The organism is Acidimicrobiales bacterium (assembly GCA_041394245.1).
Classification (GTDB): domain Bacteria; phylum Actinomycetota; class Acidimicrobiia; order Acidimicrobiales; family Aldehydirespiratoraceae; genus JAJRXC01.
In genome coordinates this window covers 432,419-447,786 of sequence record JAWKIR010000004.1, presented here as the reverse complement: position 1 = coordinate 447,786, position 15,368 = coordinate 432,419, and the positions used below count along the sequence as shown (strand labels likewise).

Below are 15,368 nucleotides of genomic sequence, written 5' to 3'. Positions count from 1 at the left end.
GGCGCTGCATCGGACTCGGGCAGTGGACTAGCTTCTGCGCCGATGAACGCGACCAACCCCACCATGACGGTCCCCGAGGCCGATGCCTTCCTCACCGCCGAGGGGGGCTTCTTCGAGACCGTCACCGAGGTCGTGAACGGTGTCGAGATGAAGGTGGTCAAGAATCGCGCCCGCAGTCTCCGGGAGATCCTCCTCGCGTCGGCGAACCATGGTGACGGCGAGGCGCGCTACTACCTCTTCGACGACGGCCGGGCCGCGACCTTCGCCGACAACATCGAGCACGCCGCCGCCCTCGGCGCAGCCCTGCGCGACCGCTACGGCATCGGCCCGGGCGATCGGGTCGCGATTCTCGGGGCCAACTCGCCCGAGTGGATCCAGTCGTTCTGGGCGACCGTCTCGCAGGGGGCCATCGCCGTCGCGATGAACGGGTGGTGGACCGGCGACGAGATCCGCTACGGCCTGGACCTGACGACGCCGTCGGTTCTCATCGCCGACCGGAAGCGGCTCGAGCGACTCGACGGTGACCCCGGAATTCCCGTCATCGTGATGGAGGACGACCTCGCCGGCCTCATGACGGCCCACGCCGGCGCCGAGCTCGCCGAGGTCGACATCGGCGAGGACGACCCCGCGGCGATCCTGTTCACCAGCGGCACCACCGGCCGGCCGAAGGGGGCGGTCACCACCCACCGCAACTTCCTGGCCTACGTGTCGTGCGCCTTCCTGGTGGGCGCCCGCGATGCGGTGCGTTTCCCGGCGGGCGACACCCCGGCCCCGTACCCGCCGCTGCGCCTCGCGGCCAGCCCGCTCTTCCACATCTCGGGGCTCCACTCGGGCGCCGTCACCGCGGTGGCGTCGGGGCTGGGCAACCTCTGGACGACCGGCCGGTTCGATCCGGAGAAGGTCCTCCGACTCACCGAGGAGCACCGCATCACCGGCTGGGGCGGGGTCACCACCCAGATGTGGCGCATCGTCGAACACCCGAACTTCCACGACTACGACACGTCGAGCGTCCAGTCCATCGGTGGCGGCGGATCGGTCTGGTCGCCGGAACTCCAACGAGCGTGCCGCGAGGCACTCCCCCACGCCACCCAGGCGGTGGGCGTCGGCTACGGGCTGACCGAATGCGCCGGCCTCGCAACCCAGGCATCGAACGATGTCCTGGCGGCGCACCCGGACACGGTCGGCTACCCGATCCCGACCGCCGACGTCGCGATCTTCGATGACGACGACGAGCCGCTCGCCGACGGTGAGATCGGCAACGTGTGCGTTCGTGGCCCCATGGTCATCCCCGGCTATTGGAACAACCCGGACGCGACGGCGGAGACGATCCGCCCCGGCGGATGGCTCCGCACCGGCGACTTCGGACACATGGCCGACGGCATGCTCTTCCTCGCGAGTCGCCGGACCGATCTGATCATCAGGGGTGGCGAGAACATCTATCCCACCGAGATCGAGAACCGCCTCGACGAACACCCCGACGTGATGGAGGTCGCGGTCATCGGCGTCGACCACCGTGAGCTCGGCCAGGAAGTCAAGGCAGTGGTCGTGCCCCGCGACGGCGCAACGCTCGATCCGCAGGAGCTCGGTGAGTGGGTGGCCCGGACATTGGCCACCTACAAGGTCCCGGCCCACTGGGAGATCCGCAACGAGGCCCTCCCTCGCAACGCCAGCGGGAAGATCCTGAAGGCCGTCGTCGCCGGAACCGCCGAGAACACCTTCATCGAGGACTGATCCGGCTCAGCCGGCGGTGAGGGGCCACGGGCGGGTCCGCTCCCAGAGCAGGCCCACGTCGAGCAGCACACGCTCGGTGTGGTGCCGACCGAGCACCTGGAGTCCGACGGGCAGGCCATCGCTCGCGGTGCCGGCAGGCAGCGAGATCGCGGCGTTGCCGTAGATGTTCGACGGTGCCGTCAGGGCGCCGTTGTTCCCGGGGTTGGACTCGCGTCCACCGAAGACACTCGGCAGGCGCCCTTCGGCGTCGAACGCGGTCGACGGGTTGGTCGCGGCGAACACGAGGTCGACCTCTCCGAACATCGCCGCCATCGCGAGGTTGAGCTCCTGACGGCGGGTCTCGGCCTTCACCATCGCGTCGAGGTCGATCCGCTGCTCGGCCGACTCGATCCCCGAACGCATCATGCCGGTCAGCTGATCGGCGCACGCCGGCCAGCGGTCGCCGAGCTCCTTGCGGTTCCCGATCGAGCCGGTCAGACCCCACGCCCCCATGATGTTGGGCAGCCGCAGGTCAAGGTCGACACGGGTGGCACCCATGGCGGCCACGAGTTCCTCGGCCGCGGCCGTCACGATCTCCTCGGTCTCCGGCGCGACGACCGCGCAGCCCAGGTCGGGGACGATCGCGACCCGCAGCGACGCGAGGTCGGCCAGCCCCTCGCCGAGTCCGGCCTCGTAGCCCTCGACCCTCGGGAGACTGAACGGGTCGCGGGGGTCGATCCCGTTCGTGACATCGAGCCAGCGGGCGGTGTCGCGAACGCTACGGGTGACACACCCCTCGACCGAGGTGAGGTTGCCGATCGCGGGACCTTTCGGCACCCGTCCGTAGGTCGCCTTCAGCCCGACGAGTCCGCAGAAGCCGGCCGGGATGCGGATCGATCCGCCTCCGTCGCTCGCCGTCGCGAGTGCAAACATTCCGCCGGCGACCCCGGCCGCCGCGCCGCCCGACGATCCGCCGGGCGTCCGGTCCGTTCCCCACGGATTGCGGGTCGCCCCGTGCAGTTTCGTCGTCGTCTGGTTGACCCCGCCGAACTCGCTGGAGGTGGTCTGCACGGTCGGGATCGCGCCACCGGCCCGCAGGCGTTCGACCGGGATCCCGTCGGCGGTCGCCACCCGATCAGCCAGCGCCAACGACGCCTCCGTATCGGGCCACCCCGCCACCGCCAACAGCTCCTTGACCGCCAGCGGCACGCCGCCGAAGGGCAGCGACACATCGGCGGACTCGGCCGCGGCGAGCGCGGCGTCGCCGTCGACATGACAGACCGCGTTCAGCTGGTCGGCCTCGACCGCGGCGAGCACTGCGGCCACCTCCTCACGAGGATGACGCTCGCCGGAGCGGAACGCGTTCACCAACGAAACCACATCTCCCGGCCATGGTGCGTCGGTCATCTTCTCCCCCATTGCTTCTTCCGCACTGTTTCTTGAGCACTGTTTCTCGAGCATTGTTTCTCGAGCATTGTGTCGCTGCGACCTGCCTCACCCTACGATCCCAGGGTGCTCACGGAAATCTGCCGACGCGCCGCTGCCGATTTCTCGGATGTCACGGCGTACCTCACCGATGCCGGATGGGGCATCACCTACGCCGAACTCGACCGCGCGGCCGACGAGGCTGCCGCCGGTCTGGCCGAGCGGGGCATCACCGAGGGCGATGCCGTCGCGCTGCTGCTGCCATCGGTGATCGACTACATCGTGCTGTACCTCGCCCTCGATCGACTCGGCGCCGTGACGGCCGGCATCAACCCCAGGTTGCGGCCGCGCGAGATCGCCGGTTGTGTCGAAGTGCTCGCCCCCGCGCTCGTCGTCGCCACCGCGGAGCTGGTGGATGCCGTCGACCGCGATCGGTACGCCACCGAAGTCATCACGCCGGGTACCAGCGCCGATTCGGTTGCCGCCGAGTTCCGAATCGCCGGCGCCGCACCGCGGCCGGCGCTGCCAGCCGACGACGACCGACCCGTGTGCATCTGCTTCACCAGTGGTTCCACCGGCCAGCCGAAGGGTGCCTGGTACACGGACCGACAGCTGCGGCGCATCTCCGAGCTCGACACCGGCGGCGCCTGGGGTGGCGGCGGCGACGGGATCTCCCCGACCCAGTTCGCGCATGTCGGCTTCATGACCAAGCTGCCCTGGCTCCTCGCCAGCGGGCGCACGACCCACCTCCTCGAACGATGGTCGGCCGGCCCGGTCCTCCGACTCATCGCGGAGCACAAGATGCCGGCCGTGACCGGGGTGGCGCCCCAACTCGCGCTGATGGTGCGACACCCGTTGATGGACGAGCTCGACTTCTCCGCGGTGAACGCCGTGGTCGTGGGCGGCGCCGCATCACCGCCGGCCCTCGTTCGCGAGTGCCGGGAACGCTTCGGCGCCGGGTACTCGATCCGCTACTCGTCGACCGAGAGCGGCGGGATCGGGCTCGGCACCGCGCTCGACGCCGACGACGAAGAGGCACTCCACACCATCGGACGGCCACGACCGGGTGCCGAGGCATCCATCCGCGACGCCGATGGCAACCCGGTGCCCGACGGCGAGATCGGCGAGCTCTGGCTCCGATCCGACTGCGTCATGTCGGGATACTGGAACGACCCCGAGACGACGGCCGAGACCCTTGTCGACGGCTGGCTGCGCACGGGCGACCTCGCCCGTGTCGACGACGCCGGGTGCTATCGACTCGCGGGTCGGCTGAAGGAGATGTTCATCCGGGGCGGCTACAACGTCTACCCGATGGAAGTGGAGTCGGTCCTCGTTGCCCATCCCGCCATCGCCGAGATCGCGATCGTGCCCCGTCCCGACGACGTGATGGGCGAGATCGGCGTCGCCGTCGTCGTGGCGGCCGCCGGGAGCGAGCCACCCACCCTCGAGGACCTCCGCGCCTTCGGCGCCGACGAACTCGCCCACTACAAGCTGCCGGAGGACCTCGTCGTGTTGGACGAGCTGCCGCGCAACTCGAGCGACAAGGTCGATCGACGCGCCCTCGCCGCCATGAACCTGTGACGGGTGTCTGACACCGGTGTGACGGTCAGCGGCGGGGACGGCCCCGACGACCGCCGCCACCTCCACGATTTCGACCGCCACCTCGCGATCGGCCGTCCTTCTGGTCGCGCCGTTCGCGTTCTTCCTCACGGGCCCGTTGGGCGGCGAGCTCGGTAACCAGGTCGGTGTAGCGGCCCACACGCCGGGCATCGATCTCGCCGGCCTCGACGGCGGCGGTGATCGCACAGCCCGGCTCGCTGCCGTGGGAACAGTCGCCGAAACGGCACTGCGCAGCCAACTCCTCGAGATCGCCGAAGACCAGATCGAGTGCGTCCTCTGCCTCCCAGAGACCGATGGCCCGGATCCCCGGCGTGTCGAGTACCAGACCGCCGTGCTCGGGCAACATCACCAGTTCACGGGCGGTGGTGGTGTGCCGACCCTTGGCATCGGAGCTGCGCACCTCGCCGATCTCGAGCAGTTCGTGTCCGACGAGCGCGTTGACCAACGACGACTTTCCCACGCCACTCGCACCGATCAGCGCGAGGGTGCGACCCTCGGAGAGCAGGTCGCGCACCTGGTCGAGACCGGTGCCGTCGGACACGCTCGTGACGATCACGGGTACGTCGCGGGCGACCGCCCGCACGATGTCCTCGGTCTCGTCGTCGACGCGTTCGTCGGCCTTCGTGAGCAGCACCACCGGGTCCGCCCCGCTCTTGTAGGCGACCACGAGCAGGCGCTCGAGCCGTCCCGGCGGCAGCGGACGGTCGAGTCCGTGGACGACGGCGACGAGATCAGCATTCGCCGCGAGGACCTGCTCCAGGTCCCGCTCGGCCGGATCACGCCGGGAAACGGCCGTCGACCGTGGGAAGATGTGGGCAATGACCGGTCCGAGTTCGTCGTCGACCACATCGACCCAATCACCCGTGACGGGGGCCACCTCGTCTTGGGCCCGCACCGAGTCCGACAGCACGCGAACACGCCCGTCGGCCGTCATGACGTCGCATTCGCCTCGGTCCACACGGACGACTCGAGCCAGGACTCCGGTGATCTGCAGCGGATCATTCCCGAAGCCGTCGAGCCCCCACGCGCCCAGGTCAGCCACGTTGCCGCGATTCGGGGTGTCGGACCGGAGAGCTCACGTCGTGGAAGCCTACGGTGCCGGCTCGGGGTTTCTCGACCGCAGATCTCCCGCCGACGGCCTCGCGACCGATGGAATCACAACTCCCGCCCGCCGACGTGCGACGTCGGCGCCGACGAAAGGCTGAATCCGTTGGCTACACGACGACGCGCTGGCGTCAGCTTCGAGCCGAGTGGCGACTCCGTGGTGATCCTCAACGCTGATGGCACCGTGTTGACCACGCTCAATCCCGTCGGGTCACTGATCTGGCGCGCCCTGGATGGCGAGCGCGACGCCACCGCGCTCGCCAACCATCTCGTCCACCAGCTCGAGGGTGTGTCCGTCGAACAACTCGAGCGCGACATCGTCGAGTTCATCGAGGAGCTCGCGTCGGCGGACCTCGTCGACATCGGCTGACCACGTGCTCGTCGTCGACGATCTGCGCATGACCTACGAGCCGGCCAGAGGCCTGCTCGGCATGCTGGTCCGTTCGGCGTCGTCGGAACCCGTCGTGGGGTTGGACGGCGTCGACCTCCGCGTGGAGGCGGGCGAGGTGGTCGGCATCATCGGACCCAACGGCGCCGGCAAATCGACCTTGATCCGCTCCATCACAGGGCTCCTCATACCCACGTCCGGCAGCATCCACATCGACGGCGCGCTGGTCACCGGCGACGATCAGCGCAGCCGATCCAAGTTCGGACTCTCGCTCCCCAACGAACGTTCCTTCTACTGGCGACTGACCGGGCGGCAGAACCTGCACTTCTTCGCGACCATGGCGGGCCTCGAACCACACGCGGCCGACGACCGAGTGGAAAAGGCGATGGTCACCCATGGTCTCGCCCACCGCGACAAGGCCGTGTTCGGCTACTCGTCGGGGATGCTCGCCCAACTCGGCATCGCCCGAGCCACGCTCCACGACCCGCCGCTCGTCGTACTCGACGAGCCGACGCGCAGTCTCGATCCGATCGCCGGCCGCGAGTTGTGTCACCAGATCCGCGGTCTCGCCGAACGCGGGACGGCGGTCGTCATGGCCAGTCACCGACTCGACGAGGTCGTGCTCGCCTGCGACCGAGCGGTTGCCCTGATCCACGGCCGTATCGTCTGGGAGGGCACTGCTCACGAGATCGCGCAGGATCCGGGCGGACTCGGCGCTCGTCTCGAGGCGCTCGTCGCCGATGCTGATGGCGCCGACGAGGACCGCCCGTGAGCGCGAACTGGCGTCGCGTCGGCGCGGTCGTCCGCAAGGAACTGACGACACTCACCTCATACCGGGTCGATCTGACGATGCGAATCCTGCGCATCGGCTACTTCGCCGTCAGCTTCTACTTCATCGCCGAGTTCGTCGGCGACCCGGAATCGATCAGCCAGTTCCGGGGCGGGTACTTCGAGTTCGCCCTCATCGGCTCGATCGTCACCAGTTGGGCCGCCGTCGGGATGACGAGCTTCCCCGAGCAGATCAGCGAGGAACAGAACGAGGGCACGCTCGAAGCGGTCCTCACGACGCCGACGCCGATCTGGACCGTACTGGTGGCCAGCCACGCCGTCGCCTTCGTGTTCGTTCTCGCCGAGACCGCCCTGCTCGTGCTGATCGGCTTGGGGGTCTTCGGTGCGGGGATCCCACTGCTCGGCATGGTCCAGGCCACCCCGATCCTGTTCCTCGTCGCGCTCTCGTTCGTGCCGTTCGGCGTGGTCTCGGCGGCGTTCATCATCCTGGTCAAGCGGGGCGACCCGTTCAGCGGACCGGCAGAGCAACTCACCCTCTTGCTGTCCGGAGCGCTGTATCCCCTGTCGGTGCTGCCGGGTTGGCTCGAGTCCGTGACCCGGCTGATTCCCGCGACCTACGGGGTCCGAGCCACGCGAGCGGTCGTCCAGACCGATGCCGGCCTGACCGACGTGCTCGGCGACATCGGTGTGCTGCTCGCGTTCGTGCTGCTCGCGTTGCCGCTTTCACTGGTCGTCTTTCGCTGGGCGATCGGCACCGCCAAGCGAGCGGGAACGCTCGGCACCTACTGATCACCCGCCCGACACCGACCCAGCGCATCGAGGAGGAGATCCTGGGCGCGAGCGATGCGGGTGGACTCGTCTCGCGCATGGGCAAGCCGGACCGCCGGCAGCGCCACCAGCGATGCGCTGGCCGCGAGCTGGCGCCGAAGTGCCTGCCGGAAGGGTGGCGCCGCGTAGCCGTCGTCGAGCACGGAGAGATCGCCACGACCGAGATCCTCGACGTGACCCTCGGTCCCGTGGTCGACCGTGACGATGCCAACGAGGCGACGAGACCCGGTGGTGAGCGTGCTCGCCGGAAGGCGCAGCCGCTGCCGCGGACCGTCCTCCATCTCGCCGGTGAGTCCGTGCGCGGTCGCAACCGACGCCGGCACCATCGGGCGGCGGGCGACGCCACGAGCCGACATCGCGCCCGCGTCGATCACCGCGAGATCGTCACCGAGCAGGTCCCAGCCGCCGACCAATGCCGCGGCGCTGAGCGTCGACTTGCCTCGGCCGCTCGGGCCGACCAACAGGAGTGCCTCGTCACCCAGGGCGACCACGGCGGCATGCATCATGAGTCGGTCGGGTCGGGCAACGGCGACCGCGATCGCGAACTGGAGCAGGTCGTCGAACAGATCGAGTGGTGACTCCCCGTCGATCGCGCCCCCGACGTGCACCGCGGTGCCGCGGACGACCGCCCGTGAGTCCCGCAGGCCGATCCACAACGAGTCGTCGTCCTCCCAGCCCAGGAAGCCGTCCATCTCCTGTCGCCTCGCACCCGCCGCGACCTCCGGTGCACGGGAATCCAACACCAGGTCGATCTCGGGTTCGGCGTCGCTCTTCTCGGTGCCCAGTCGGCTCAACGCGCAGTCGGCGTAGGACCGGTCCTCGGCGCGGACCCGCACTGCGATGCCGGCGACATCGAGCGTCGATTCGATCATCGCGCCATGAAAGCCGATCGGGCCGTGTCCGGCGGGGACTCCCCGGATGTACGGTCCTGTCCATGTCCGACCACGACGGCGCCGCCTCGGGTCGTCCCGACGCCGTCGCCGCGCTCCTGCGCGGTCGACTCGCCGGCGGCGATGTCGAACTCCCGGTGAAGGGAACGAGCATGGCGGGGCTGATCGAGTCGGGGGCCACCGTCGTGTTGACCGAGGCGTCGCAGCCCCGGACCGGCGAGATCTGGGCGTTCGTCGATGACGACGGCGGGATCGTCGTGCACCGCGTACGGGAGTACGACGGTGCGAATGTGACCGGGCGGGGCTCCGGCAATTCGGTCGACGACGAACCGGTCCCGTCGTCGAGGCTCATCGGTCGGGTGACCGCCGCTCGCAACGACGGTCGACACCGACGTTTCGGGGAGGTCGATCGGGTCCGGGCATCCGTGGCGATGAGATCGCGGCGCCGGCTCCGTCGCCTGTTGCGCGGTCTCTCTCGGAGCACCTGGCCACGCGAACGGCGCGGGAGTGAACCGAGTCGCCGGTCGCGTGAATTGGACCAAAAGAACCGTCACGGAGAGTGACGAGTGTGTTACTGTGACCTTTACTATCCCTGTCTACCGAGAGGTGGAATCCATGAAGTACCAGAAGCCGATGATCCAGAGCCAGGTCGACCTCGAAGGTTCCCTTCGTCACCGTCGTCCGCCCCGGCGCCGTGGCAGCGGCCGCTGATCATCTCCGGTAGCGATTCGTAGGAAACAGGGACGGCGTGCCGTCCCTGTTTCGCGTTCCGGCTCAGGCCGATCCTTCGACCATCGCCAGGAACTCGAGCCGACGCTGCGGCCCACCGCTGGGCCGGTCGTGGTACAGAACGCTCTGCGGGTCGGCGAAGTCCCAGCCGCGTGGGCGCCCCGGCAGCGCCGGGCCCATCGCCCCCACGCTCCGAGCGATCGAGCGCGCCGTCGCCGCCACCCCGTCGCGCCGCCAGTGCACCCCGAACCGGCGCAGCGACGTCACGCCGTCGCCGTCGAAGCGCCGGCGCCTCCGCAGCGACGATCCGGCGAGGTCGACGAGGACGCCGTCGTCGACGGGCACGCCCACCGCGATCGCGGCGCGGTCGAGGGTGTGCCCGACCAGCCGCGCCACTCGAGCGTCGCGGGCACGGGCGATGAAGGTCGGCCAGTCGATCGAGGCGCCGAGAACCACCGCCCCGATGTCGCGCAGCTGATCGAGACGGGTCGCGCCGCTCAGGCCGGCATGGGTCGCGAGGTGCAGCAACTGATCGACCGGATCGAACGCGGGGACGTCGCGCTCACCCACCCTGACGCCACGGCGCCGGGCGAGCATCGCCGCCGGATCGAAGGCGACATCGGCTCGTGTGCGCCCCAGCCCGATCACGTGCCAGTGAAGGTCGATCGGCACCGACGCCATCTCGATGGGCACTTCCCCCACGACATGGTCGACGTAGGGGTCCCAGTTGCGGTTCAACTCCTCGGCTCCGACGGAGACGAGCGCATCGATCGCGTCGCCGAAGCGGTCCCGGGCGACGAGCAGATCGAGGTCGTTGAATCCCCGCAGCTCCGGTCGAGGGAGCATGGAGGCCACGACCGGTCCCTTGAACGCCACCCACGGGATGGCTCGCTCGTCGAACGCTGCGGCCGCAGCATCGAGCACCCCCGACGCACGAAGCCGCAACACCCGGTCGTCGGCCACCCGCTGGGCGATTCGACCATCGACGGGCCGTCCTGCCCGATCGCACGCGTCGTGCAGGGCAGCCTGGAGCCGGTGGGTCGCCACCAGCGCGAGGAAGCCGTCGGCGTCGGGCCCGTCGAGCGGCGCGGTCGCCGCCACCCAGTCGACGGGCTCACGCGGCGCGGCGAGCGATCGGAGGGCATCGGCGATCAGCGGTGAGCGCACGGGAACGATTCCTGCGGAAGCGACGTTGGACCTGTGTCACGTCCTTGCCCGGGTTGTGGCACTCGAACCGTTGTACGCGACATGGTGGACATCATGGAAGCTCAGCAAGCCCTCCTCAGGGATCATCCGCGCTGGTACGGCGCGCTGGCCGGCGTGATCGCCGCGAGTGTGGCTCTGGTCTTCGGAGAGGTCGTGTCGGCGATCGACCCGGACATCCCCGGTCTGGTGCTGGGCATGGGTGAGTGGATCCTCGACGTTCTCCCCGGCGAAGCGGCACGAGCCGGTATCGACAACCTCGGCAGCAACGCGAAGGGCTGGTTGCTCCCCGGCATCGCGATCACCGCGCTGGTGCTCGGCGCGGTCCTCGGCGATCTGTCGAAGCGGGTGTCGATGCGGATCGGGGTCGCCGGGTTCGCCGCCTTCGGTCTGTTGGGTGGATTCACCACGGCGCGCAACCCCCAGTCGCCCGCGGTCGCGAGCTGGATCTGGGCGCTCGTGGCCGCGGCGCTCGGCATCGGGACACTCGTGCTCCTGCTCACCCGGATGTACCGCCCGACTCGCCTGGCCTCGTTCCGCGAGGACCCGCGGGAAAAGCGCGCCACGCGCCGCGCATTTCTCAGCTGGTCGGCCGGCGCTGGAGCGGTGGCGGTCACCGGCTTCGGGATCGCACGCCGGATCGAGGGCCAGAGCGTGGCCGAGGTCGCCCGCGAGGGGCTCGACTTCACCGAGTTCACCACCACGACCACCACAGCCGGCTCGCCCCTCGCCGGACCGGCCACCGCCGGCTCGTTCGACACGGTGCCCGGAATCGCCAGCTATCTCACTCCCAACAACACCTTCTACCGGATCGACACCGCCTTTCGCGTCCCCCAGGTCGACCCCGACACCTGGACGCTCTCCTTCACCGGGATGGTCGACAACCCCTACACGCTGACGTTCGACGAGATCCTGGCCATGGACGAACTCGAGGAGCACACCGTCACCCTGTCGTGTGTCTCCAACGAGGTCGGCGGCGGCCTCGTCGGTACCGCCGACTGGCTGGGCGTGCCGCTCACCTCCCTCCTGGAACGCGCCGGGGTGCAGAACGGCGCGACCCAGATCGTCGGCCGGTCGGTCGACGACTGGACGGCCGGCTTCCCCACCGACACGCTCGACGACGGCCGCACGGCGCTGCTCGCCGTCGGCATGAACGGCGAGCCGCTGCCGATCATCCACGGCTTCCCGGCCCGTCTCGTGGTCGCCGGCCTCTACGGCTACGTCTCGGCCGTCAAATGGATCGAGGAGATCTCGCTCACGACCTGGGACGACTTCGACGGCTACTGGATCTCCAGGGGCTGGTCGAAGGAAGGTCCGATGAAGTCCATGTCGCGGATCGATGTGCCGCGCCATCGAGACACCGTCGCTTCCGGGCGGACTGTGGTCGCCGGGGTCGCCTGGTCCCCACCTCGCGGCATCCGCGCGGTCGAGTTGTCGATCGACGACGGCGACTGGGTCGAGTGTGAGATCGCCGCGCCGGGGAGCGACGAGACCTGGGTGCAGTGGAAGACCGAGTGGGACGCGTCCCCCGGTGACCACGTCCTGCAGGTCCGCGCCGTCGACGGCGATGGGGTCCTGCAGCCCCTCGGACCGAAGCGAGTCGACCCCGACGGCGCCGAGGGTTGGCACACCATCCGCGTCAGCGTCTCGTAAGCCCGGGTCCGCAACGCGCTCCGCGCGCAGGGATAGCTTCGCGAGCACATGCCAGGCACGAGCCGTACCTACGTCCTCGACACATCTGTGCTGCTGAGCGATCCATCCGCGCTCCGCCGTTTCGAGGAACACGCCGTCGTCATTCCGCTCGCCACGCTCACCGAGCTGGAAGCGAAACGACATCACCTCGAACTCGGGTGGGCCGCGCGCAGCGCGCTTCGTGCCCTCGAGGAGTTACGCGAGGAACACGGGAGCCTGCTCGACCCGCTCCCGGTGAACGATTCGGGCGGCACGGTTCGCGTCGAGCTGAACCACACGTCTCGCGAGAGCCTGCCCGACGGGTTCCGCGACGACACCAACGACAACCGGATCCTCAGCGTCGCCGCCAACCTCGCCGCCGAGGGGGCATCGGTCGTGCTCGTCTCGAAGGACCTGCCGTTGCGCCTCAAGGCCGGGGTGATCGGACTCGAAGCCTCCGAGTTCCGCGACACCGACGTCGCCGACGACGGGTGGACGGGTTTCACCGACATCATCGTCGACGGTGCCACGGTCGACGACCTCTACGCCGAGGGTGTGTGTGATCTGGCCGAGGCACGGGACCTCCCCGTCAACACCGGTGTGGCCCTGGTCGCAGGGTCACAGTCCGGACTCGGACGGATCCAGTCCGACAAGCGGGTCCACCGCATCATCGATCGACCGGTGTTCGACGTGCGGGCCCGTTCGGCCGAACAACACGTCGCCCTCGACCTCCTGACCGACGACCGGGTGGGCATCGTGTCGCTCGGCGGCCGCGCCGGTACCGGCAAGAGCGTGTTGGCGCTCGCCGCCGCGCTCGATGCCGTACTCGAGAAGCGATCGCACGCGAAGGTCATGATCTTCCGCCCGCTCTATGCGGTGGGCGGGCAGGACCTCGGCTACCTGCCCGGCTCGGAGAGCGAGAAGATGTCGCCGTGGGCAGCGGCGGTCCACGATGCTCTGGAGGCGATCGCCGGCCCCGAGGTGGTCGACGAGGTCATCCATCGCGAACTGCTCGAGGTGCTCCCCCTCACCCATATCCGGGGCCGCTCGATCACCGACACGTTCGTGATCGTCGACGAGGCCCAGAACCTCGAGCGCAACGTGTTGCTCACCGCACTCACCCGGGTCGGCGAGAACACCAAGGTCGTGCTGACCCACGACGTGGCCCAGCGCGACAACCTCCGGGTCGGCCGCTACGACGGCATCGGCGCCGTGGTCGATCATCTCCGCGGCCACCCGCTCTTCGGCCATGTCACGCTCACCCGCAGCGAGCGCAGCGAGGTCGCGGCCCTGGTGGCCGGCCTCCTCGACGGCCGCAACTGACGTTCGACCGCCGTTCTGTGAGCTTGAACGCCGCCGTAGGCGGCGTTCAAGCTCACAGAACGATCAGGACAGCTTCTCGAGCATGGCCTTCATGTTCTCGTGGACCTTGTTGACGGCCTTGAGGGGACGAATCATCACCTTGAATTCGACGATCTTGCCGTCGTCGTCGCAGGTGATGATGTCGACGCCGTTGACGGCGATGCCGTCAACGGTGGTCTCGAACTCGAGCACCGCGTGGTTGCCGTCGAGCACCTTCTTCGCATAGCGGAACTTGCCGTCTGCATCGTCGGTGGCCGGTGTCGGCGTCTGGCCGTCAGCATCGCCGGAGTCACCGGGCAGCACGTTTCCGGCCGCTGCCAGATAGAGCTTGGTCAACTCCTTGCCCCGCTGCGGCGTGAACACGATGGGCGACAGGAACACACAGTCGTCGTGCAACAACTCGTCGAGGCCGCCGGGGAACTCCCCGCGGAGGTGAGCGTTCCAGTTGTCGATGACGGCATGAATCATCCATCCATCCTTCCAGCTAGATTCCGACGATGAGCGAAGCGCGCGAGATCCTCGACTACGCCACCTACGGCACCGCCGTTCGAGAGCTGTCCACCACCGTCGCCGACGACGGGTACCGCCCCGAGATGATCCTCGCGATCGCCCGCGGCGGACTCTTCGTCGCCGGATCGATGGGCTACGCCCTGTCGGTGAAGAACATCTACGTGATGAACTGCGAGTACTACACCGGCGTCGACGAGCGCCTCCCGGTTCCCGTGATGCTCCCTCCCTATGTCGACTTCGTCGACATGGACGACGCCAAGATCCTGATCGCCGACGACGTCGCCGACACTGGCCACACCCTGAAGATGGTCTACGACTTCTGTGTCGATCGCGTCGCCGAAGTACGGACCGCAGTCCTCTACGAGAAGTCCCACTCGCTCGTGAAGTGCGACTACGTCTGGAAGCGGACCGATCAGTGGATCAACTTCCCGTGGTCCACGGAGGCGCCGGTGGTCAATGCCGAGGACGCCCGCCATCGAGTGAGCGACGCCTAGGAGATCGAGTTCGGATCGATCTGCACCATGTAGGGGGCGGTGCAGGGGATCGTCTTGCCGTAGATCTCCTCGTCGCGCACGTCGGCCCCGGCCGCCTCGAACGATGTGTTGCCGCCCCAGAACAGATCAGCCAGGCCCAACGGCTCGCCGTTGACCATGACCTCCGGCAGGCCGACCGGGCCCGGTCCGAAGACGGGGAAGTTGACGTCGATCTGGCCGATGCCCTCGACGTCGTCGGTGGGCCACACGCCCAGGTCGAACTCCACATCGCCCGGCATGGTGACGGTCACCTCGTCATCCTCCACGATGTCGATCCGGGTCGTGACGGTCACGTAGTAGGGGGCGGTGTCGAAGAGACCGGTCGCCTGGTAGTGCCGCAGGATCACGCAGTTGTCCTCGGGCTCCGCCACAACGACAGCCGGCGGTTCCTCCGGCTCCGCGGGTGGTTCCTCCGCATCCGAGGGCGGGTCCTCGCTCTCCGGAGTGGAAGTCTCGGCACCCTCGTCGAGCAGGTCGTCGACAACATCGTCGACCTGCACCTGATCGACGGCATCGTCGCTGCATGCCGCCGCGATGACCAGCACAACGGCGAGCGCGCCGACGATTCGCGTGATGGACCTCATGCGACTTCCTCCTCTGTCGTGG

15 protein-coding genes are annotated in these 15,368 nt (G+C 68.7%); 9 read left to right on the top strand and 6 right to left on the bottom strand.

Annotation, left to right across the window (positions count from 1 at the left end; all coding sequences use genetic code 11):
* Positions 1–42 precede the first annotated feature (42 nt).
* Positions 43–1,731, top strand: a complete 1,689-nt coding sequence (locus tag R2707_20945) for a class I adenylate-forming enzyme family protein (protein ID MEZ5247569.1) — start codon at positions 43–45, stop codon at positions 1,729–1,731.
* Positions 1,732–1,737: 6 nt separating this feature from the next.
* On the opposite strand, the gene R2707_20940 is transcribed toward R2707_20945, so the two are convergent.
* Positions 1,738–3,117 (bottom strand): amidase, encoded by a 1,380-nt coding sequence (locus tag R2707_20940; GenBank protein MEZ5247568.1) that lies wholly within the window; start codon positions 3,115–3,117, stop codon positions 1,738–1,740.
* Between the two features lie 105 nt (positions 3,118–3,222).
* Here R2707_20940 and R2707_20935 point away from each other — a divergent pair, with 105 nt between their 5' ends.
* The gene (locus tag R2707_20935; GenBank protein ID MEZ5247567.1) at positions 3,223–4,716 is read left to right on the top strand and encodes a class I adenylate-forming enzyme family protein; all 1,494 of its coding nucleotides are present in this window, start codon (positions 3,223–3,225) and stop codon (positions 4,714–4,716) included.
* A 25-nt stretch (positions 4,717–4,741) separates the two neighbouring features.
* Here the strand turns inward: R2707_20935 and rsgA are convergent, their stop codons facing one another.
* Entirely contained in the window at positions 4,742–5,797 is a 1,056-nt protein-coding gene (gene rsgA, locus R2707_20930; protein MEZ5247566.1) for a ribosome small subunit-dependent GTPase A, read from the bottom strand.
* A 219-nt stretch (positions 5,798–6,016) separates the two neighbouring features.
* On the opposite strand from rsgA, the gene R2707_20925 reads away from it, so the two are divergent.
* Genes R2707_20925 through R2707_20915 form a run of 3 tightly spaced genes read left to right on the top strand, consistent with a single transcriptional unit; the run spans position 6,017 to position 7,825 of the window.
* A complete protein-coding gene (locus R2707_20925; GenBank protein MEZ5247565.1) occupies positions 6,017–6,229 on the top strand; it encodes a PqqD family protein in 213 nt (70 codons plus the stop codon).
* Positions 6,230–6,233: 4 nt separating this feature from the next.
* Entirely contained in the window at positions 6,234–7,019 is a 786-nt protein-coding gene (locus tag R2707_20920; GenBank protein MEZ5247564.1) for an ABC transporter ATP-binding protein, read from the top strand.
* Positions 7,016–7,825, top strand: coding sequence for an ABC transporter permease (locus tag R2707_20915; GenBank protein MEZ5247563.1), 810 nt, complete (start codon positions 7,016–7,018; stop codon positions 7,823–7,825). The genes R2707_20920 and R2707_20915 overlap by 4 nt, the downstream gene beginning before the upstream one ends.
* On the opposite strand, the gene R2707_20910 is transcribed toward R2707_20915, so the two are convergent.
* Positions 7,819–8,736: a hypothetical protein gene (locus R2707_20910; GenBank protein ID MEZ5247562.1), complete on the bottom strand. Its 918-nt coding sequence runs from the start codon at positions 8,734–8,736 to the stop codon at positions 7,819–7,821. The two genes, R2707_20915 and R2707_20910, sit on opposite strands and share 7 nt — an antisense overlap.
* A 62-nt stretch (positions 8,737–8,798) precedes the next feature.
* On the opposite strand from R2707_20910, the gene R2707_20905 reads away from it, so the two are divergent.
* Positions 8,799–9,317, top strand: a complete 519-nt coding sequence (locus R2707_20905) for a S24/S26 family peptidase (protein MEZ5247561.1) — start codon at positions 8,799–8,801, stop codon at positions 9,315–9,317.
* A 211-nt stretch (positions 9,318–9,528) separates the two neighbouring features.
* Here R2707_20905 and R2707_20900 read toward each other — a convergent pair whose 3' ends face one another.
* Positions 9,529–10,650 (bottom strand): nucleotidyltransferase family protein, encoded by a 1,122-nt coding sequence (locus R2707_20900; GenBank protein MEZ5247560.1) that lies wholly within the window; start codon positions 10,648–10,650, stop codon positions 9,529–9,531.
* A gap of 93 nt (positions 10,651–10,743) precedes the next feature.
* Between R2707_20900 and R2707_20895 the strand changes: the two genes are divergently transcribed.
* Both R2707_20895 and R2707_20890 read left to right on the top strand, forming a co-directional pair.
* A complete protein-coding gene (locus tag R2707_20895; protein ID MEZ5247559.1) occupies positions 10,744–12,339 on the top strand; it encodes a molybdopterin-dependent oxidoreductase in 1,596 nt (531 codons plus the stop codon).
* Positions 12,340–12,387: 48 nt separating this feature from the next.
* The gene (locus tag R2707_20890; protein ID MEZ5247558.1) at positions 12,388–13,680 is read left to right on the top strand and encodes a PhoH family protein; all 1,293 of its coding nucleotides are present in this window, start codon (positions 12,388–12,390) and stop codon (positions 13,678–13,680) included.
* Positions 13,681–13,743: 63 nt separating this feature from the next.
* On the opposite strand, the gene R2707_20885 is transcribed toward R2707_20890, so the two are convergent.
* The gene (locus tag R2707_20885; protein ID MEZ5247557.1) at positions 13,744–14,187 is read right to left on the bottom strand and encodes a nuclear transport factor 2 family protein; all 444 of its coding nucleotides are present in this window, start codon (positions 14,185–14,187) and stop codon (positions 13,744–13,746) included.
* Positions 14,188–14,216: 29 nt separating this feature from the next.
* On the opposite strand from R2707_20885, the gene R2707_20880 reads away from it, so the two are divergent.
* Positions 14,217–14,723 carry a phosphoribosyltransferase family protein gene (locus tag R2707_20880; GenBank protein ID MEZ5247556.1) on the top strand — a complete coding sequence of 169 codons (507 nt, stop codon included), beginning with the start codon at positions 14,217–14,219 and terminating at the stop codon, positions 14,721–14,723.
* Here R2707_20880 and R2707_20875 read toward each other — a convergent pair.
* Positions 14,720–15,346, bottom strand: a complete 627-nt coding sequence (locus R2707_20875) for a hypothetical protein (GenBank protein ID MEZ5247555.1) — start codon at positions 15,344–15,346, stop codon at positions 14,720–14,722. The two genes, R2707_20880 and R2707_20875, sit on opposite strands and share 4 nt — an antisense overlap.
* Positions 15,347–15,368 lie beyond the last annotated feature (22 nt).